At 38.8% G+C, this 20,511-nt stretch carries 17 protein-coding genes, 3 pseudogenes, 1 riboswitch and 1 other annotated feature; of the genes and pseudogenes, 1 reads left to right on the forward strand and 19 read right to left on the reverse strand.

The window, feature by feature from the left end; all coding sequences use genetic code 11:
• Positions 1–143: pseudogene (locus BM000_RS16195) on the forward strand (IS200/IS605 family transposase); the annotation flags it as partial.
• Positions 144–335: 192 nt separating this feature from the next.
• Here BM000_RS16195 and BM000_RS16200 read toward each other — a convergent pair.
• From BM000_RS16200 to BM000_RS16295, 19 genes and pseudogenes are all read right to left on the reverse strand, one after another.
• Positions 336–476, reverse strand: a pseudogene (locus tag BM000_RS16200) (JAB domain-containing protein); the annotation flags it as partial.
• Positions 477–536: 60 nt separating this feature from the next.
• Complete coding sequence (locus BM000_RS16205; RefSeq protein ID WP_091500333.1) at positions 537–1,616, reverse strand: group II intron reverse transcriptase/maturase; 1,080 nt, start codon at positions 1,614–1,616, stop codon at positions 537–539.
• Positions 1,617–2,046: 430 nt separating this feature from the next.
• Positions 2,047–2,616, reverse strand: coding sequence for a RadC family protein (gene radC / locus BM000_RS16210; protein WP_091500335.1), 570 nt, complete (start codon positions 2,614–2,616; stop codon positions 2,047–2,049).
• A gap of 158 nt (positions 2,617–2,774) precedes the next feature.
• Positions 2,775–3,617: an SPOR domain-containing protein gene (locus BM000_RS16215; protein WP_177178333.1), complete on the reverse strand. Its 843-nt coding sequence runs from the start codon at positions 3,615–3,617 to the stop codon at positions 2,775–2,777.
• A gap of 111 nt (positions 3,618–3,728) precedes the next feature.
• A complete protein-coding gene (locus BM000_RS16220; RefSeq protein WP_091500338.1) occupies positions 3,729–4,286 on the reverse strand; it encodes a hypothetical protein in 558 nt (185 codons plus the stop codon).
• The gene (locus tag BM000_RS16225) at positions 4,276–4,830 is read right to left on the reverse strand and encodes a hypothetical protein (RefSeq protein ID WP_177178334.1); all 555 of its coding nucleotides are present in this window, start codon (positions 4,828–4,830) and stop codon (positions 4,276–4,278) included. Before BM000_RS16225 ends, BM000_RS16220 begins: the two co-directional genes overlap by 11 nt.
• A 16-nt stretch (positions 4,831–4,846) precedes the next feature.
• Positions 4,847–5,800, reverse strand: a complete 954-nt coding sequence (pilM, locus tag BM000_RS16230; RefSeq protein ID WP_091500341.1) for a type IV pilus biogenesis protein PilM — start codon at positions 5,798–5,800, stop codon at positions 4,847–4,849.
• Between the two features lie 38 nt (positions 5,801–5,838).
• Positions 5,839–6,594, reverse strand: coding sequence for a prepilin peptidase (locus BM000_RS16235; RefSeq protein WP_091500343.1), 756 nt, complete (start codon positions 6,592–6,594; stop codon positions 5,839–5,841).
• A 217-nt stretch (positions 6,595–6,811) separates the two neighbouring features.
• Complete coding sequence (locus tag BM000_RS16240) at positions 6,812–7,147, reverse strand: competence type IV pilus major pilin ComGC (RefSeq protein ID WP_091500345.1); 336 nt, start codon at positions 7,145–7,147, stop codon at positions 6,812–6,814.
• Between the two features lie 98 nt (positions 7,148–7,245).
• A riboswitch (cyclic di-GMP riboswitch) is annotated at positions 7,246–7,328 on the reverse strand.
• An 81-nt stretch (positions 7,329–7,409) separates the two neighbouring features.
• A complete protein-coding gene (locus tag BM000_RS16245) occupies positions 7,410–8,612 on the reverse strand; it encodes a type II secretion system F family protein (protein WP_091500346.1) in 1,203 nt (400 codons plus the stop codon).
• A gap of 16 nt (positions 8,613–8,628) precedes the next feature.
• Positions 8,629–9,654 carry a type IV pilus twitching motility protein PilT gene (locus BM000_RS16250; RefSeq protein ID WP_091500348.1) on the reverse strand — a complete coding sequence of 342 codons (1,026 nt, stop codon included), beginning with the start codon at positions 9,652–9,654 and terminating at the stop codon, positions 8,629–8,631.
• 13 nt (positions 9,655–9,667) lie between these two features.
• Entirely contained in the window at positions 9,668–11,290 is a 1,623-nt protein-coding gene (locus BM000_RS16255) for a GspE/PulE family protein (RefSeq protein WP_091500349.1), read from the reverse strand.
• 21 nt (positions 11,291–11,311) lie between these two features.
• Entirely contained in the window at positions 11,312–12,790 is a 1,479-nt protein-coding gene (locus tag BM000_RS16260; RefSeq protein ID WP_091500351.1) for a pilus assembly PilX N-terminal domain-containing protein, read from the reverse strand.
• Between the two features lie 9 nt (positions 12,791–12,799).
• Positions 12,800–13,222: a PulJ/GspJ family protein gene (locus tag BM000_RS16265; protein ID WP_091500353.1), complete on the reverse strand. Its 423-nt coding sequence runs from the start codon at positions 13,220–13,222 to the stop codon at positions 12,800–12,802.
• A complete protein-coding gene (locus BM000_RS16270) occupies positions 13,215–13,628 on the reverse strand; it encodes a type IV pilus modification PilV family protein (RefSeq protein WP_177178335.1) in 414 nt (137 codons plus the stop codon). The genes BM000_RS16265 and BM000_RS16270 overlap by 8 nt, the downstream gene beginning before the upstream one ends.
• A 14-nt stretch (positions 13,629–13,642) precedes the next feature.
• A complete protein-coding gene (locus BM000_RS16275) occupies positions 13,643–15,346 on the reverse strand; it encodes a sensor domain-containing diguanylate cyclase (protein ID WP_091500356.1) in 1,704 nt (567 codons plus the stop codon).
• Between the two features lie 100 nt (positions 15,347–15,446).
• Positions 15,447–16,709, reverse strand: coding sequence for a bifunctional folylpolyglutamate synthase/dihydrofolate synthase (locus BM000_RS16280; RefSeq protein ID WP_091500358.1), 1,263 nt, complete (start codon positions 16,707–16,709; stop codon positions 15,447–15,449).
• Between the two features lie 158 nt (positions 16,710–16,867).
• A complete protein-coding gene (locus BM000_RS16285) occupies positions 16,868–19,513 on the reverse strand; it encodes a valine--tRNA ligase (protein ID WP_091500359.1) in 2,646 nt (881 codons plus the stop codon).
• Between the two features lie 46 nt (positions 19,514–19,559).
• Positions 19,560–19,795 (reverse strand) — a binding site (T-box leader).
• A 573-nt stretch (positions 19,796–20,368) separates the two neighbouring features.
• Positions 20,369–20,511, reverse strand: a pseudogene (locus tag BM000_RS16295) (IS200/IS605 family transposase); the annotation flags it as partial.

A 20,511-nucleotide genomic window follows, 5' to 3' on the forward strand; every position in this document is an offset into this window, starting at 1 on the left:
TCTACGTAGACACAGTAGGCAGAAATAAAAAGCAAATTGAAGCTTATATTCGGGATCAGCTTCGAGAAGATTACATGGGAGATCAATTAACACTATTTGAGGAATTTGATCCATTCACAGGAGAAAAAAATAAGAAAAGATAAGCGATTCTTTAGAATCAGCGAGTAGATGTGGTACGCGTGGGGAAACCGTTCAGTAGGCCTTTAAGGCCCAGGTCGGAAACAAAGGCTTTCAGCCGCAGAACAAACCACCAGTTCACACTGGTGGTTTTGATTTTATCAACTTATTAAGACACTTTTATTAAAAAAATAAGCAAACGAAGCAACAGAATTATACTACAAATAGCCCTTTTCCTTTAATGAAACAAATTTATGATCACCTATTACAAGATGATCTAATAACTCAATCCCAATCATTTTGCCGCATTCGGCTAACCTCTTGGTAACGTGAATATCTTCCTTGGATGGTGATGGATCGTAGGGTCGACAGGTAATTAAACCATCCGCCTGCCTCCCTCAGAACCGTACGTACACCTTTCAATGTATACGGCTCGCCAGTTGATTATTATACGTCAGCTTTTTAAGTTTATTAAAGGTTAGCCCTTGTTTTTTTAATGCTGCAGCTCCCTTAGTAACTGAACAACCCTTTTTTAAAGCAATTGTTCTAAGTAGACTTAACCATGAAAAATAAAACCATTTGTCCAACTCTTTACTACGATCACTGTCTTTATAGCTAGTTAATACCTGAGACCATTCTATTTGGTAGTGATGAAGGATTTCAGTAACTGACAAGTGAATAAGCATCCCTTTTGCCTTTGGTTTATGTTGTAGGAAATTACCATAATGAAACGCATTTCCCCATGTAACAAGGTTGCGTTGAGGTACATCAATTAGAATTTCCCCTAGATTCTTAGGTGGTTTAATCAAATAACCACTAAATTCGAAGGGACGCCTAAATGAGATTAAGTCGCAAACATAAGTCTTACCTAATTGCCTTTTAATTTGGCAAAACCAATCTTTACTAGCAGAATAATTTGTACGCAAACCTAGAAGTATCGTTTTATCATCAAGGTAAAGTGAAGCATGTTGAGGGATATCAATGTTACGAAGATGATTAGAAAAATGAACGGCATGAATAAGGAGCTGATAGCGTTTCTGTTCTGCATAACCACAGTTAAGGTGCACATAATCAATGCGTTCTTTCAAACGTTGGTCATCAATTAGCTCAAGTGATAAATCTAATGGGTACGCACATAAACTGAGTTGGATGACTGCTTTGACCGCTCGCCAGTCCTTTTTCAAAATACGAACAGGTTGATAGAGCCCTGGTAAAAGCAATTGATGAACAAATAATTGTTCAATATAATAAAAAATTCCTTCTTGTAGTAAAGAGTCGTTGAGCTTGTTCAAGCACTTAATCCGCTCTCTCGGCACTAGGGCCATTAAGGTATGCGCTTGATTTGAATTAAACAGATCTGTTTCTAACCGATTCTTAATAGCATCTTGCCAAAATTCTGCTGTTCTTAACAACTTTGAACAATCCTTAATATACTGACCTTTGGCAATTCGCTGACGCATGACAGCTAGTTGAGCAGAAGTTCGACTTGTTATCTTCATAACACTTCCCCCACTTCCTGTACTTTCAACCTGTCTCCCTTCTCCGTGCTAAACGCATTACACGCAAACGTTGAATACTATGAAGACTCCGTTACCATATAGAATGATTCTACTTAGGCAATCCCTGTTTTACCATTAAACGAGATGCGAGCTGGTTAGGTACTCCGTTTGACTGTTACTTCATAATTAAAGTATGGAAAATGATCCTTATTATAGTAGCTGTCTGACGGGCAGCTACTATCTCATTTACATAGCCAAGCATGGCTATGGCTTCACCAGACCCAATAGTCTAGAGTTCAAGCAGTTTAGCCTTTACCGTACAGCCCTTGACCTTGGCATCATGCGATGGTCCCCGCCCATGTTTCCACTACGGGTAAGATGCTAGTCATAGAATAAGCATAAGGAATTCTAAATCAATTGATTACTCGTTTTAATGACCATACAGGCGCACGCCAGATGGATGATTATGAATGCAAATTATTGAAGCTGCTGATCGTTTAACAGCTTCGCGGAAGACTTCACGTGGATGAACAATGCTAGCATTAAGACTGCCTATAAAGATTGTTTGCCTGTGAACAATTTGGTTTTTAGTGTTAAGAAATAGTGTGACGAAGTGTTCTTGTTTTAGCAAACGCATTTCTTCCATGACAAATTCAGCAGCATCATCTGGACTGCGCACGACATAACGATCCGGCTCCTTGAACTGGCTTAGTCGATTGCCAAGTTCTAAAGCTGCCAATATGCCAACAGCTTTAACCTCACCGATCCCTTCAATTGACTTTAGCTCCTCCAGTGTCGCCTCTCGTAACATAGCCAACCCTTCAAAATGCTTGTAAACCCGTCGTGCCAGTTCTTGAACACTCTCTTTCCTCGTTCCACTTCCAAGGATAATAGCGATAAGCTCTTGATTAGACAAATGGCCGGCTCCACATTCGATTAGACGTTCTCGGGGGCGATCCTCTTTAGGGATGTCCTTCATCTTAACGTGAAGACTAGTCATATTAAACCTCCTTTCAACTTAATCTCCTTTATTGTAACCTTTTTTAGGAACACGACAAGTTTGCATTCTTGTAAAATATCGAGTCTATTACACTAGTTTTTCAGACAAGAAACTACCGAATCTAGATTAGGCTTAGATTCGGTAACAATTTAGTAAATTTACTTACCCAACTCAGTATAGGATTGCCAGAGTTGGAGTAGGTTAGCTGCTCGTTGCTGACCAGATGCAGTCATTTCTATTTGACTACTTGTTTGATAAAAGGATTGGACTGCACTCGTTAGCTGGCTATCATCGAATTCCTGCCATTCCTGCCAACCTTGCTCAAGCTGAGCATCATCACTTAGTGCAGCTCGCCATAGCTCAGTAAATGCTTGCAACAATTGTTGATCTGCTGACGTTCCAGGAATTGTTTGATTCAATGTTTGCCAATCACGAACAAACACATCAATCTCCTGTTCAACCATAGCCGCACTTGCATCTTTTGCACCCTCATTTGAACTGTATACACCAAGAAATAACCGGTAACCTTCTTCAGTCGACCACAAAACACCATCATGACCTAAACTGGCCAGTTCCTGCTGGTAAGATTCAGCTTGACTGAAATCTTGAAATACCCCAGCTTGAATAACAAAACCGGTAAGACCAATTAACTCAACACCCTCACCATTTGTATCAGCCCCTTCTTCATTGGTAGTAGATTGGTTAGCTTCCACGGGAAAGTTGGTAATTTGATCATTTAGCGGAGCCTCCCCTGATCCATCCCCTAATATTGACATGAAAATATACCCAATGCCCAAGCTAACAAGGATCGCAGCCGCAGCCGTAAATGCTATTCTTTTAATAAAGGTGTGATTTAATGTTTTTTTGTTTGATGAACTAGAATTATAATGAAAGGGTTCAAGATCTGACAATCCTGCTGCTTCTTCCTTTAATGGCTCATCATGGACTGTTCCGTATTGATTATGCTCAAGTTTATAAGTAAGTTTCTTTTTTTCTTCCATTGCGCTCACTCCTATTTTTCCTCTTCTACTCACTCTATCACGAAGAAAGCGCAAAAAAAGACGACTCTTGTCTGCAAGAACCATCTATTGTACCCAAAAATCTATCATTATTTATTTAATTAAGACATTTTCATTAAAGAAAACACGTAAAGTGACAGTTGCGGAAATAGTCTCTACGCCAGTAGAATGATAGTTTAATTCAATAATCTCAAGTAGCCGGTCACCTTGCTCAAGCAGATGAAAGAAAAGCTCAAAATCATTCTTTTTTTCGGCTTTAAGAGTAAGCTCAACGTGCACTGCATTGCTGTTTACCGGGTAATAAACTTGATCACTTGATAATGTATCCGTGCGATTTATTAGCTCCTCAATAACTATTCCTGTCTCTTGCTCTGCTTCATAGATGCTTGTAATTAACTGATCAACATTTGGCTCTGTGGGAAGTTGACGTTGTAACTGGATCGCTTCCTCACGTAGTAGCTGGTCGGATTGATCTGTAGATGTTGCTTGATTTATAATAGCATCATAACGACGTAATGTTGCTTCAGTATCAACAAATGCCTGTTCTTTATCTGCTAGATAGTGTTGCTGGCCGTAATACCAGACAGCAAAGATAATTGCTAAGATCGCTACGAGAAACAGGCTATAATTTCGCTCCCATTTAATTTGCATGACGCCCCACCTCACTTAATTGCTCTCGGCTCATCGTTATACTAAACGCAACATGATAAAGTTGCTCTGACTCGCTTACTAATTGCATTGAATCAAGTTGGACATCCATAATATAAGGTAATTCTAAATAATCACGATAAAGTTGTCCGACTTGTTCAGCTCCTTCTAGTTCCAGCTCAACCGTAACTAATCCCTCAATATCGAAGGTAAAGCTATTTACTACTATCGTGTCTTGAGCTGACAACCGTGCGTGAAGTTGATCATAAAGGTAAGCAGTGGGATTTCTCTGTTCTTCTATTTGATTGATATCTTCCTGCAGTTGATGGACTTGATCAGCAAGCAAATTAACCTCCTCTAGCTCAGCAATAATTGCTTCCTGCTCAAGTATTTTTGCTTGATTAATTTGAACTTGATCTGAATAACGATAAGAACTTAAATACAGAAAGCTAACAACAACTACAACGCCAATGAATAATAAACCTATCATTAGATATGGGACTATGTTTTTTTTCTTTTGTTCAAAAAAGTTAATTTCTATCATCATCAGAACCCCTTATTGATCACTTGGTCGTTTCACCTTTTATAATGAGTCCAAGTAAAGCTGCATATTCAGGTGCTGGATCTGTAGTTAACGGCTTAACTGGTAGATCGAAGCGTAATTCAAGCTGTTCACTAACTTTATTTAAGTTAGTGAAATCACCCGTTAACAATAAATCGGTAATCTGTGCTTGCCCATCCATAATTGAATATTGATAAAAATCCATAAATCGTTCAATTGTTAGGAGTTGTTCATCAATAAACTCATCTTGAGCACTTAAAGAATGGCTCCACACTAACGTTTGCTTTTCTTGATCCTGTTTCCAAGCTTGAAAAGCATTTGAGAATGAGATATGACGATTAAACATTGGAACATCTTGATGAAACACAGTAAGCACTAATTCATTTTTACCAAACTGTATCATAAGTAGGTGTTCATCTTTTCGTGCCAAATCGGCTTGCTTATAGGTGCGATATATGCTCAAAGATGATACATCTGCAACATCTGGCTCTAATCCAAGCTGTTCAAATAATTGATAATAAGGCATTATTCGTTCGGTTGGATAAGCAAATAACAAAATGTCGTTTTGCTCGTCTCCTTTATCAAGAACCTGAAAATCAAGGACTGGATTTTTGAAGGGTAGGCGAATGCTTCCCTCAAGCTGGAGCTTAATATAATGTTTAGCTTCTTCTTTTGATAGTTGCTTTGGAATATTCTCCGTTCGTATTGCAAGAAAGCTATCTGGAACAATAAATGAGAGCTTTCGTCTACGCCACTTCTTGTGATCAATAAGCCGCTTTAACATCTTTTTCAATTCAATCTCGTTAATAATACGGCCATCTTCAATTACTAATGAATCAAAAATTACCTCACCGTAATCGGAAATCTGATTTGGTCTTTGTAATGGACTGACCATATACCGAATTAATCGATCAGATAGCATTATGTAGACACGTTCTCGTTTAATTAACCCCATCGTGCTCACCCTTTTCTATATTTAAACATAACTTCCCTTCAGTTAAACAAGCCAATATACCAATCAATAAGGGCTTGACCAAAAAACAAAACAGTGAGTACAGCTAGACTGATATATGGCCCAAATGGGACCTTTGATTTTCGATCGACTTTTCGTGCTATTAACAACACGCCAGTTATAGTTGCCCCATAAACACTTGCTAACATCAATATAAGTAAAATTGCCTGATAGCCAAAGGCATAGCCTAGCACTGCAAAATACTTTAAGTCGCCAGCTCCCATTCCACCTTTGCTGACCACGATTATAATAAATATGAGACCAAATCCAACTATCGATCCCAGTGGAGCTGACCACCATGGTGATAACGGCACAACAACGCGAGTAAGGATAAGAAGCGGAAAGAAAAACAGTAATACTTTATTAGGGATCAACATATAAACTGAATCCGATACAATTACAATCACGGCTAGTGAAACGACAATTAAAGCGATAATTAAATCTGCCCCAACACCAAAAAGCCAATAACTGAGTGCAAAACATACAGCTGTTAAAAACTCAATTAATGGATACAGCAGGCGAATGCGTTGCTTACAACCTCGACACTTACCTAGTTGTATCAAAAAAGAAATGACTGGAACGAGCTCATACCATTCCAATGTCTTCTTACAATTGGGACAATATGAGCGATCTGATTTAAATAGATTGTTTTGTGGTACTCTTAGACCAACCACATTGTAAAATGAACCAAAGACTAACCCAAAGCAAAAAAAGATTATAATCGGTAATAGTTCCATGTTAAGGCTCCTATGTAGAAATGAGAGTCATGTATTTCATAATAATAATCGAGCACCTGAAATATACTCGCTTTCCATGGCACGGCTTCAGCTAACCCAGTAAAGCAACAAACGCTTTACTGAATGGATCCTCAACTCGCGCTGTTCCCATAGGATTCTCGTATGTTTCAGATGCTCTTATTTTAAATATTTTAGGTTTGAAAATTTATCCTCTTGTTTATGAGCCTCGATTAAATTCCAACTCTCCAGCAGCATTTCGGGTAACTGAACCGCTAGGAGCATCTCCCTGTCTTTCGTCTAAGTATCCATCTTCAATTAAAGATTCAACAGTCACAGGGAAGGTACTTCCTTCTTCTATTTCATACAATCTTGCGGCATCAATTATTAATTGAACTTCAGCCGCATCTGCTTTCTCTCCAGCACCATCAATAATACTCCCAATCGCCGGTATCGCAATGGCGACGATAATGCCTAAAATCACAATAACTGCTAGTAGTTCGACGAGAGTAAAGCCTTTTTCCCCTTTAATCATCTTCTTAAATTTGGTTATCATCGTAATTCCTCCTCTTTTTAATGGTATGCTCTAAATCTTGGTGCAAAGTTTTATTAAATCAAGCCATTAAAAAACGACTCACAGCATAAATAAAACTTTATGTTGCCAGCCGGTTGCACTACTAACTCCCATTATCCAAAGTGCCCACATAAGGAAAATGCTCATCGTTTCTGTTAGAATATTATATTACTATTATACTATTAAAAGATAACTTGTCCAGTATTATTAATTGATTTAAAGGGAAAAATTTCAACATTTATAATTAGAAACTCTCAAATAAATTAAACATCGGAATAACGATCGCCAGGACAATAGCACCAACAACAAATGAAAGAAAAACAATCAAGATAGGTTCAATTAATGCCTTTAATTTATCTGAGGCTTCTTCTAACTCTTGCTCATAAAAAGTTGCCACTTTTTTTAGCATGTCATCCATTGACCCTGTTGCCTCGCCAACGGCAACCATTTGTGTAACGAGCTGAGGAAAAACCCAATGGGCCTCCATTGGTTTAGCCAATGATTCGCCTTGCTCCAAGGCTATTTTACTTTGAGCTAAAACTTCTTTAACGACCCGATTTTCAATAACCCGTTCAGTTATTTCGACTGCTTGAATAATTGGCACAGAGCTATTTAATAATGAACTTAATGTCTGCGTCATTCTTGCTAGTGTTGCTTTTTGAACAAACATGCCGAATATCGGTAACTTTAGTTTAAGCAGATCAAACTGATAGGCAAATCGATCACGCTTCAATAGTAACTTAATGGCTGTAATCACTAAAGCAAGCAATAAAATAATTAGCCACCAAAATTGTTGAAAAAATCCACTGATACTGAGAATAAAGGCCGTATATGCGGGAATCTCTTGATCAAATGAGAGAAACATATCAGTAAATACCGGGACAATAAAGGCAAGCAGAAACATGGTAATAAAAAGAGATAAGATACCAATTACGATCGGATAAGTTAAGGCTGTTATCACCTTTTGCTTCAGTAAGTACTGCTTCTCATAATACGTTGCCATACGATCAAGAATTTCATCTAGTCGACCGCTAACTTCACCGGCATTGATCATACTAACAAGTAACTCGGGAAATAACTTTGGATAATCTGCTAGTGCTTCTGATAATGGTTGTCCTTCTTTAATCGATTCCTTAACGTCAATAAGCGCTTGTGCTAGCACCTTACTATTGGACTGCTCCGACAGGATTTCTGTTGCGTTCACCAAAGTAATACCCGCATCGACTAAGGTCGAGAATTGACGTAAGAAAATGACAAAGTCTTTATTCTTAATTGGACTACCGATGCGGATATCCTGATATAAAACTGCGTTTAATTTTTTTATATCAAATACAAGTAGATTCAGCTGTTTAAGCTCACTTAATGCGTTTTTTTCAGTATCAGACTCAAGTTTACCTTTCGTATACTTCCCGTCTAAAGTTCGTGCTTGATAGGCATAGAGTGGCACTACCTTCACCCCAATCTTATGTTAAATATGGCTCTGCATCTCGTGATTGAATGAGCCCATCCATTACTTTTTGTTGTATATCCATCTCCATCTTATGCATGCCTTGCTCCTTCGAGGTTTGTAGTATATTAGGAATTTGGTGCATCTTCTCATTACGAATAAGATTCTTAACCGCTGCATTATTAATAAGTACTTCAGTCGCTGCAATTCGACCACTTTGCTGTGCCATCGGGAACAGACGCTGTGAGACAATTGCCACTAATACATTGGCTAGTAAAATACGGATCTGTTCCTTTTGATGTGACGGAAAGACATCAATAATTCGATCCATCGTCGACGATGCGTCCTGGGTATGAAGCGTCCCCAGCACGAGATGACCAGTTTCAGCTGCGGTAATTGCAGTTGAGATGGTTTCTAAATCACGCATCTCACCAACGAGGATAACATCGGGATCCTGACGCAAGCATGCCCGAAGTCCCTTTTGAAATGAAGTCGTGTCAAAGCCAACCTCGCGCTGGTCAATTAGCGATTTGTTATGCTTATGCAAGTACTCAATTGGATCCTCCAATGTAATAATGTGCTTGTTCATATGACTGTTCATATAGTCAATTATCGCTGCCAAAGAAGTACTTTTCCCACTCCCTGTCGGTCCTGTTATCAGTACTAAGCCATGTGGTTTTTCGGCAATTTTTTTTAAAACCTGTGGTAGCCCCAAATCATCAATTTGTGGAATTTTGCTCGGTATTACCCTAAAAGCAAGTGATAGGTTATTTCGTTGGTAAAAAATATTAACCCGAAACCGAGATAAACCGTTTATACCGTATGATAAATCAAGCTCTCGTTCGCGTTCAAGACGTTGCCACATCTCACCAGTGATAATTGATTTTGCCATTTCCTTAGTATCGTCTGGCTTTAATACTTCTTCTTGATGGAGAGTCAACTTACCGTCGATGCGAAAAACAGGTACGGAACCAACTGTTAAATGAATGTCTGAGGCATTTCTATGAAAAGCCGTCGTCAATATCTCTGTTAAAACTAGCATCTCATCTCCACCTCTACTCTTCAAATGCGACACGCATAACTTCTTCAACCGTTGTATAGCCTTGCTTAACCTTTAACAATCCATCATCAAGTAAAAATTTACTTCCTTGCTTCCGGACATAAGCTTTAATTTCAGCCATGCTAGCCCGATTAATCATTAATTTTTTGATCATTTCATCAATGAGAACCAATTCATGAATTGCCATCCTACCTCGATAACCGGTACCGCGACAACTGTCACAGCCAGCTCCTTCAAAAACGTTCTCAACCTCTAGCCCTCGTTTATGAAATATGGCTTGCTCCAGTTCCGTGGCTGGACGGTAATGACCACAATCTTTGCATACTTTTTTCACGAGACGTTGGGCCATTACTCCCGTTAATGATGAGACCACTAAATAAGGCTCAACTCCCATATCAAATAAACGTGGAATAGCATCAATCGCACTGTTAGTGTGTAACGTACTAAAGACAACATGACCTGTTAAGGACGAGCGAATTGCAATTTCTGCTGTATCTTTATCACGAATTTCACCAACCATGATAATGTTTGGATCCTGGCGTAAGATTGAACGAAGTCCTGCGGCAAAGCTTAAGCCCACCGTTGCATTTACTTGCACTTGATTGACACCCTCAAGCTGATATTCAACAGGATCCTCAACAGTGATAATATTGACATCTTCTTTATTTAATTCGTTAATTGACCCATATAAGGTCGTTGTTTTTCCAGAGCCGGTAGGACCTGTTAATAAAATTAAACCTGAAGGACGATTAATCACTTCACGATATTTAACTAATGTCTCTTCAGCGAGATCAAGCTCATCCAGCCGCTTAAAAATATTCGTCAAATCTAAAATACGAATAACCACTTTTTCGCCAAAGACTGTTGGTAATGTAGAAACCCTAAGGTCAATTGGCTTCGCATCAATAACCATTCGAATCCGTCCGTCCTGTGGCATGCGTGTTTCGGTTATATTCAAGTCAGCTAGAATTTTGACTCTGGCAATTAAAGCATTCTGAATCCGTTTTGGTAGCTTACGATCATTTCTCAATACGCCATCGACTCGGTAACGAACAGAAACCTGCCCCTCACTTGGGTCTAGGTGCACGTCACTTGCTCTTAACGTTACCCCAGCCTGCAATACTTGATCTAAGATACGGACAGCAGGAGCCTCATCCCCCTCAATAACCGTGTCAAGGTCATCATCCATGTCGTAGTATTTATTAATTGCCTGTAAAATATCTTCCTTGGTCGCAATTACCGGCTTAATATCAAAGCCTGTCGATAGCTCTAAATCATCAATTGCATAATAGTCTAACGGATCATTCATAGCAACTGTTAACACATTCTCCTGTTGCTCAATTGGCAACAGGATATTTTCACGGGCAACATCTTTTGAAATAAGTTCAATTAACTGTTCATTAATTGGAAAGCGGTAAAGCGAAACACTGGGAATTTTAAGATGCACTTCCAAGACATCAATGAGCTGTCGTTCCGTAATATAGCCTTGTTCAACTAGAGCATCTCCTAGCTTTTGCCGCTCCTTCTTGTTTGTTAATACGGCAAGAATTTGCTCCTCGGTAATTAAGCCCGCTTCTTTTAATAAATCACCAAGCTTACGTTTTGTTCGAATTGCCAATATTATCTCCTCCTCTTAAACTTAGTGAGTTTCAGTAGGTGGGTGTGGTGTGATGAGATCAATAGGCTCAACGTTTGCTTGCCCGTTCCCAAAAGGAAAACCATCAAAATTGAAATCTAAATAGTTTATAAATGCCCCACCTTCAATGTATAATTTGTTTGATACTGAAAGGCCATTTAGTTTCGCCCCACCTAATAAATTTAGATTTGCAAAAGGTGCAATCAGAAGCATATTATTAAAGGTTCCCCCTGATAAATTAATCTCGTTTCCACCACTTACTAAAAAACCATTAAAATTGGCACCCGAGGTTATTGTGATATTAGCTGTTTTAAGAAAAAGAGATCCGTTGATTGATTGCGAACCATTCATTATAATGTTATCAGAACCTAGATAATAAATGTTTACTTTACTTCTGTCTCCCCCAGCATTAATGCTACTTCCACTCCCTAAGGTTAAACGATTTCGAACAAAAAGGTTTACCGTTCCATCTCCAATAATTTCTATATGACCATTACTAATATCAAGATGATCTACGACAATATTTCTTACTGCACCATTTAGTTGCATTTTGAGTTTATAGTTACTGTTAAATATAAGGCTATTAAACCTGTAGTTATCTTCCAAATCGAGAATAAAACCTGAATCTCTCACAATCCAATTATCTACGTGTAAATTTCCATTTTTTATAACCTCATATACATGTCCATTATAATTTATAGTAGTCTCCTTGTGAAAATCATAAGTTGGAAACTCAGGGAACCCTTGAATTATGGAGTCAATACTTTCCCAAGACACACTGCTCTGATGTGGGGAAAGGGTTGGTTTAAATCCTGCTGTGTTTAACGCACTCTCTAACGACTCTTCCGGAACGTATATAGTACCTGATACTCTTTCACCGCCACCATTATCAATAAGAATTGTCTTTGGTTTATTTGATGCTAAATAAGCATCCCCACGGATAGCACCACTATTTCTTAAATCAATTTGATTTCTTACAATTGCTGCACTACCTTTAGGCAATGAGGGTACCCCACCTCTATCCTTCCCCGTCCAATTCACTGTAAATTTACGTTCAACGGTCCGTTCCCGCTTCCCTATCGTTCCTGTCGAGATAATTTTATAATCTCTTGGGTTGGCTTCAGAAATTTGCTCTATCCTCACTACTGCATGTGGTTGCTCATTAAAGCTTAGGTTAAAATCATCATAGGTCTCATAGGTTGCATTTAGTGAAAGTAAAGCATTTAATTGATTATAAAAAGTGGCCTCACTTTCATTCTTCTCATAGGTTGACAGAACGGTTGCCTTTATTCCAGTATAAGCTTGATTAACACCTGCCTCTGCAATATAGTATGTCGCTTGATAGTCACGATCAGTTGTTGTTAATTTGACATGGGCAAAAGAAACGGTTGCAAGTGCTGCCCCCAAAATAGAGAGGACCATTAACGTCATAATCACCATAAGTAAACTTGCCCCTGACTCATGCTTTGCTAAATGCCGCATGATCCTCACCTACTTTCTAAAATAAATAGAACTTGATAACTGACTAAGCTGCTTCTGCTTATCTGCTGTGCTTGCAATGGTAATTACTACACCCTCTTCATTAGCTAGTTTAATCAATTCAAACTGACTAATATTTTCGCCCAATAGTTGGCCATTCCGATAAACATTTTGATTCGTAAATTGATAGTTTACTTCGCCTAGCTGATAACTATCACTTGCAGTAAACTCATCAGCTGTAATTTTACGAAAATCTGTTGTTACCTGACTCATCACCTGTCTTACCTCTGCCTGCTTATCAATTTGATCCGTTTGGTTAACAAATTGACGCTGGCCAAATAGATGTGAGGAACCGATTAATACTATCACCACAGACAAAATGGCCAAAACACCAAGCAATTCAACTAATGTAATCCCTTGTTCCTCTCTAATCACTGCCCTCACCACTTTCTTCAATGATAAGCTTTGTTTCCATTTGAGCCTGCTTACGGTTTAGGTTATCAAAAACCTCCACATAGAGGGTATAAAGCTCTGCTTGCTCCTCAACGGCAGTCAACGAGGTTATAATACGATAATCATTAACGCTATCTTCTAGCCCATCAATGAAAACTTGCAACTCTGAAAAGCTTGCATCGTCTTGGGTAGACTGATAATAGATTTTTTCCATATACGATTGTGCTAAATAGGTAGCGTCCATAACATCCTCTGAAACTTTAGTGGTACGGGCGGATTGAATGAAAAAGGCAAGAAAGGTAACAACGATAATGGATAGAATTGTTATAGAGGCAAGTACTTCCACTAAAGTTAGTCCCTGTTCATTTTTTACATATCTTAAAACCATTCTATACGACCTCCTCATCCATTATAGACTGCCACCGTATTACGTCCACTTCGCTTTGCGCCAATATACATGGCACGATCAGCTAAACGGATTAGCTCATTAATATCCTCTGTTTGGTCTGGATAGTTGGCAATACCTAAGCTTGCGGTTATGTTGATGGTAACCGGTTCTGCTTGACTGAGCATATGATTTTCACAAATAAAGTCTGCTTGTTCAATTTGCTTTCTTAATTGATCAGCAAAAGCTTGACTGGCATCTAGTTGATAATTAGGTAAAAAGACAATAAACTCCTCACCACCATATCGCGCTACCATACCTCTATCACCAACAGATCCTCTCAGCAATTTAGCTACTTTAACTAATACCTCATTGCCACATTCATGACCAAAACGATCATTGACTAATTTGAAATGATCAAGATCAATAATAATTAATGAACTGAAAATGGAGCCATGATAGTTTGATAGATAATGTTGAAAGTGGCGCAGGTTTGGTAAATTAGTTAGATAATCTGTTTGACTATCTGCTTGAATATCTTCATAATACTTTGCATTGTCTAAGGCAATACCAAAAAAGGTATTTAAAACCTGAAGAACTGAAATGATCGGTTTACTAAAAGCGTTACGGCTACCTGAAATCATAATTAAAATGGCTACAATCTGTTGATTGCGTTTAATAGGCATAGCAACAATACTCTCACCAGGTTCTAATAATTCAGCTGGTACTCTATCAGCCCAAGCTTTTCTTTTGCGGTACGATATAACGATATCTCCTTTAAACACTTGCTGAACCAAGGTCTTATTATTAGTACCTAATGGCGTACTACAATATTTCACCCCTTGTCCTGCTTTAAAAAGGCGAATAAGCTTGAAATTAGTCTCACTATAGGCGTCATATACGGCAACCAGATGAGCAGGAAATATATGAGGCAATGCATTTAAAAAAGTATCTAACACATCATCTCGTGATAGTTGACCAGTTAGTTGCTGTGCCAGATGGTTTACCTTAGATAAATAGTAATTGGTTTCCTTGCTTTTATAATAAAGCTTCAAGATAATTGAAATAGCCAAAAGGGGTACAGCCATAACATAAACACCAATGATGCTAAAAACATTATACAGATAAGCAAGTACCATCCCAATTGGTAACGTGTAGCCAATAACAATAAATGAAAAGAAAAAACCTTGAGTTAACAGTGGCTCCTTTTGTTGATAAACAAATCGCTTAATCAAAAAAAGTAATAGCTGATTAACAATAAAAAAAACAAACATATACACAAAAACTTGAAAGACTGCATAATTAAAAATTTTTAGATTATTTAACGATAAAGGTGCAGCTATATGAAAAGCAACAGCTGAGCACAACGAGACAACTAGAAAAAGCAATGAATTAATTGGTAGACGGTATAACTCCTGTTTGCTAATCCGCAGGCGTATAAGCACAGCAAGAATGGCAAACTGTGTCACAATAATTTCGACAAAAAGTCCATAGACAATAAAAATAGCAAAACAAATACTATTTACTAGTGAAATAGGTGTGCGGTTAATTTGAATAGGAAAAAGTGCTACTAGAATCGTAATTAAAAAAAAGGTTAATAAGCTAGTCATGTCAAGCATCGCTACTGTTATGGAAAATGGTTGGTGATAAATCCAAATAAGCACAGTTGGCCAGACAAGTAACCATATTAGCCAAATGAGCATTTGCTTTTTTTTCGACACGCTTATCACCTCACAGACAGCTTAAATGAGTATATTCCCATTGACTACATCCACCTATAGTCCTTAGTATAGTCTTTTATGATAAGAAGAGCAATACTAGTTACTCAAAAAAATGGATAACTATCCCAACAAAAGCCAACGAACCCGCTACTATAGTCACCACGTCACTCTGATCATTTTCAACCATGTGACTTAAGTAATATTTCCAATCATAGGTGACGAGCTTTTTGGGATGGTTGGAGTAAGATGCTAATAGATCAGCCGTCTCGGCACGCGCATGATCAAAGCTGGTAAATATAACTTGATCAAATGCTTGATCAAGTTCTACAATCATTTCTTTAAGGGGCTTGTCTTTAAATGCTCCAAACAGAAGCTTTTTGTGATGGTTTGGATACGTTTGGGCAACTGTTTTTACTAATGCCTTTATTCCAGCAAGGTTATGTGCCCCATCAACTACAATTGTTGGTGATTGCCTAAGCACCTGAAAGCGCCCGGGTAAATTAGCGTTTGCTAACCCCTTCAATATAGCATCAGAGTCAACTGGATAGCCTAGCTGAACAAGCTCCTGAATTGTCTTAATAGCCAAAGCTGCATTATGGTGCTGATGTGCACCATTCATATTCAAACGAAATGAAAAACTAGTCAAATGATCAAGATAATTGATTTCTGTTCCAGAGCTACGAACAGAGAAATCCCTTTCGTATTGAAAAAGCTGTGCGTTAACGCATTTAGCGGTTTTTACCACGACATCTTTTGCACTTGCTGGTAGCTCGCCGATAACAACTGGATGATCTTCTTTAATGATTCCCGCTTTATGCGTCGCAATACTTTCGATATCATTACCTAAGAAATCAGTATGGTCTAAATCAACTGTTGTAATTACTGCTATTAATGGGGTTAGACAATTAGTCGCATCCGCTAAACCACCCATTCCTGCTTCTATAATTGAAAAATCAGCCTGATCAGCAAAATACTGATACGCAATTGCTACGATTAGTTCAAAATTACTTGGTGGATTATCCAGCGCCTCCAAATGCGTAATACAAGGCTTTAGCTTGTTAAGGTATGCTAAGAAAAACTGATCTCGTATTGGTCGATTATTAAGTTGAATCATCGCTTGTCGATTAGTAAAGCTTGGTGAAGTAAAAGAACCAACATAATAGCCTTGCTCTTGCAGAATCTGGCTAATAAAAGTTGCTGTCGATCCTTTTCCATTCGTTCCCGCAATATGAATGGCTTTAAGTTGTTGCTCTGGTTGATTGACAGATGTAAGCAGTGCATGCATCCGTTCTAATCCAGGCTTAATCCCAAGCTTTTCGCGCTGATTAAAAAAGGTTTCGGCTTGCTGTATAGTTAAAAACAATGGTATCAACTCCCAAATTTATTATTTATGATAGATCAAGTGACTGCGTTCTTTTAAAGTACACCGTTTCTCTCAAGAATACAAATTAAGCTACTTACCAATGACTACAAAAAAAATACCCATGCAAATCAGCGTGTGCATGGGTAGTAAGTGCGTTACTATTGCTTTAGCTCTTCAATTCGGGCAAGAACCTTGGTCCGTTTATCTGAGTAGTCCGCTGCCTTTTGTTTCTCCTCTGCTACGACATGTTCAGGTGCTTTACTGACAAAGCCTTGATTGGCAAGCTTTTTCTGAACACGATCTACTTCTTTGTTTAGCTTCTCCACTTCAGCCTCGAGACGTTCAATTTCTTGATCAACATCGATTAAACCCGCTAATGGTAAATAGAGCTCTGCCCCTGTTATAACCGCTGACATCGACTTTTCCGGTGCTTGTAGAGCCGTGCCAATGGTTAGCTTACTCGTATTACAGAATCTTTCTAAATAATGCTTGTTTGTCTCAAGTTGCTTAGCAATTTCTTGATCATTTGCATTAATTGTTAAGACAATCTGTTTAGACATCGGCGTGTCAACTTCAGCGCGAATATTTCTAACTGAGCGAATAATCGCAACAAGTCGTTGCATTTCAGTTGCTGCCTGAATATTTGAGAAATGTTCATTTACTTCCGGCCACGCAGCTTGTGTAATTGACTCACCTTCGTTGGGAAGGTGCTGCCAGATTTCTTCTGTCACAAACGGCATGAATGGATGAAGCATTTTTAAGATTGCATCTAAAACATGAACTAAGACTGAACGTGTTGTTTGCTTTGCAGCCTCATCTTCACCATAAAGCGGAAGCTTAGCCATCTCAATATACCAATCACAAAAATCATCCCAAATAAAGTTATATAAGTAACGACCTGCCTCGCCAAAATCATACCGCTCTGTGTGTCTATTAACTTGCGTAATCGTCTCATTCAAACGTGTTAGAATCCATTGATCGGCGACATTTTTTTCTGCTGAGAGGTCAATATCCTCAAGCTTTATGCCTTCCACATTCATTAAGACAAAGCGTGATGCATTCCAAATCTTATTGATAAAATTCCATGTTGACTCAACCTTTTCCCACTGAAAACGCAAATCTTGACCAGGGGTAGAACCAGTCGCAAGGAAATAGCGTAATGAGTCCGCACCATACTTCTCAATGACATCCATGGGATCGACTCCGTTGCCGAGTGATTTACTCATTTTTCTGCCCTCTGAATCACGAACAAGACCGTGAATCAAGACAGCATCAAATGGACGCTGGTCCGTAAAGTGCTTTGATTGGAAAATCATGCGTGATACCCAGAAGAAAATAATATCATAGCCTGTAACTAAGGCACTGGTTGGGAAATACCGCTTGAAATCTTCATCCGCTAGGTTCGGCCAATTTAACGTAGAGAATGGCCACAAGGCAGATGAAAACCAAGTATCTAAAACATCCTCATCCTGCTGCCAGTTTTCACAATCTGCAGGTGCTTCCTTCCCAACATAAACTTCTCCTGTTTCTTTATGGTACCAAGCAGGAATACGGTGCCCCCACCATAGTTGACGGGAAATACACCAATCTCTGATATTATCCATCCAGCGCATATAGGTACCCTCAAAGCGCTCAGGGACAAAATTAATTTTCTCTTGTTCATTCTCTTGCAACTCAACTGCTGCTGCGGCTAATGGCTTCATATCAACAAACCATTGCGTTGATAAGTATGGCTCAACGACAGCACCACTACGCTCCGAATGGCCAACAGAATGAACGTGCTCCTCAATCTTAAAGAGGATACCGTCAGCTTGTAAGTCCTTAACAAGCTGTTTACGACATGCAAAGCGATCCATTCCCTCGTACTTCCCAGCACGCTCATTCATTGTGCCATCTTCATTCATCACAAGCACACGCTCTAAGTTGTGGCGATTACCAATTTCAAAATCGTTCGGATCATGAGCAGGTGTAATTTTTACAGCTCCAGAACCAAATTCCATATCAACATAGTCGTCACCAACGATTTCAATCTCGCGCCCGATGATTGGCAAGATAACTTTTTTGCCTATTAAATGTTGGTAACGTTCATCTTTTGGATGGACAGCTACAGCTGTATCACCGAGCATCGTTTCTGGTCGAGTTGTGGCAATCTCAATATGACCAGACCCATCCTTTAAAGGATAGCGCATATGATAGAAATGACCGGTAATCTCTTCATGGATAACTTCAATATCAGATAACGCCGTCTTTGTCGCTGGATCCCAATTAATGATGTACTCGCCACGATAGATGAGACCTTCTTCATAAAGCTTAACAAAAACCTCCTGAACAGCCTCAGATAATCCTTCATCTAATGTAAACCTTTCTCTCGAGTAATCAAGACCTAGACCAAGCTTTTCCCATTGCGCGCGAATGAAGCTAGCATATTCGTCTTTCCATTCCCAAGATTTTTCTAAGAACTTATCCCGGCCTAAATCGTAGCGACTTGTTCCTTCTTCACGTAGTTTGGCTTCTACCTTCGCTTGCGTTGCAATACCCGCGTGATCCATTCCAGGTAAATAAAGGACATCATAACCCTGCATGCGCTTCATTCTTGTTAGAATATCCTGAAGCGTTGTATCCCAAGCATGACCGATGTGTAGCTTTCCCGTTACGTTTGGAGGGGGAATAACAATCGTGTATGGTTTCTTTTCTGGATCTCTTGTTGCTTCAAAAAACTTGCCTTTTACCCAATAGTGATACCGTCCCGCTTCTACAGCTGTTGAATCATATTTAGGTGGTAAATTATGCCCTTGTTCTGTCATCTTCATTCACTCCTCATCACAATATAAAAAACCCTCTTCATCCTTAATAAAGGACGAAAAGGGTCTAATTTCCGTGGTACCACCTTTGTTTATAGCAAATACCTGCTATACACTTCATTATCCAATAACGGTGTTTAACCGGTTTAGCCTAATAATCTAACCAATGTTCAGCTAAACAACATCCAAGGCTACCTTCAGCAACAAGTGACTTAGAAATCTCTCAGCAAATGATTTCTTCTCTTTAAGTTTTGCCAGCCTACTCTTCCTCTTCATCGTCATTCTTTTATATATCAGTTATTTTATCCAATTTCCGCTACAAAAGTCAACTGTCTTTTTCTAAAATAGGTGTACATCTTTGTTTCCCATGCATATAATACACCAAAAGCCGAATGAAAGGGTGTTTCTATGTCCCGTTATTACCGTTATCGTCTACCTCCTTGGTGTAGACAATGGTTACTCATTATTGAAAGGTGCCTCTTCCCCATCTGTGTATTTCAACTCATACGCACAATTTTTTTTCCAACAACAATAGATGTCCTTTTTCTTGGCATCTTAATTGGCATTTATGTATCCTTTTATTTAAAATGGATCTAACAAAATAGTGTAATGTGAAACTTCAATCAGGGGGAATTTTTTTATTTCCCGCTGATTGTTAGTACCACAGGTATGACCAAAGAACGGCCTTTGAACCAATCGGGCTTTTACTGACTGTTGACCTGCGATAATCAAAACCACCAGTGTGAACTGGTGGTTTGTTCTGCGGCTGAAAGCCTTTGTTTCCGACCTGGGCCTTAAAGGCCTACTGAACGGTTTCCCCACGCGTACCACATCTACTCGCCGATTCTAAAGAATCGCTTATCTTTTCTTATTTTTTTCTCCTGTGAATGGATCAAATTCCTCAAATAGTGTTAATTGATCTCCCATGTAATCTTCTCGAAGCTGATCCCGAATATAAGCTTCAATTTGCTTTTTATTTCTGCCTACTGTGTCTACGTAGA

Source organism: Amphibacillus marinus, assembly GCF_900110345.1.
Classification (GTDB): domain Bacteria; phylum Bacillota; class Bacilli; order Bacillales; family Amphibacillaceae; genus Amphibacillus_D; species Amphibacillus_D marinus.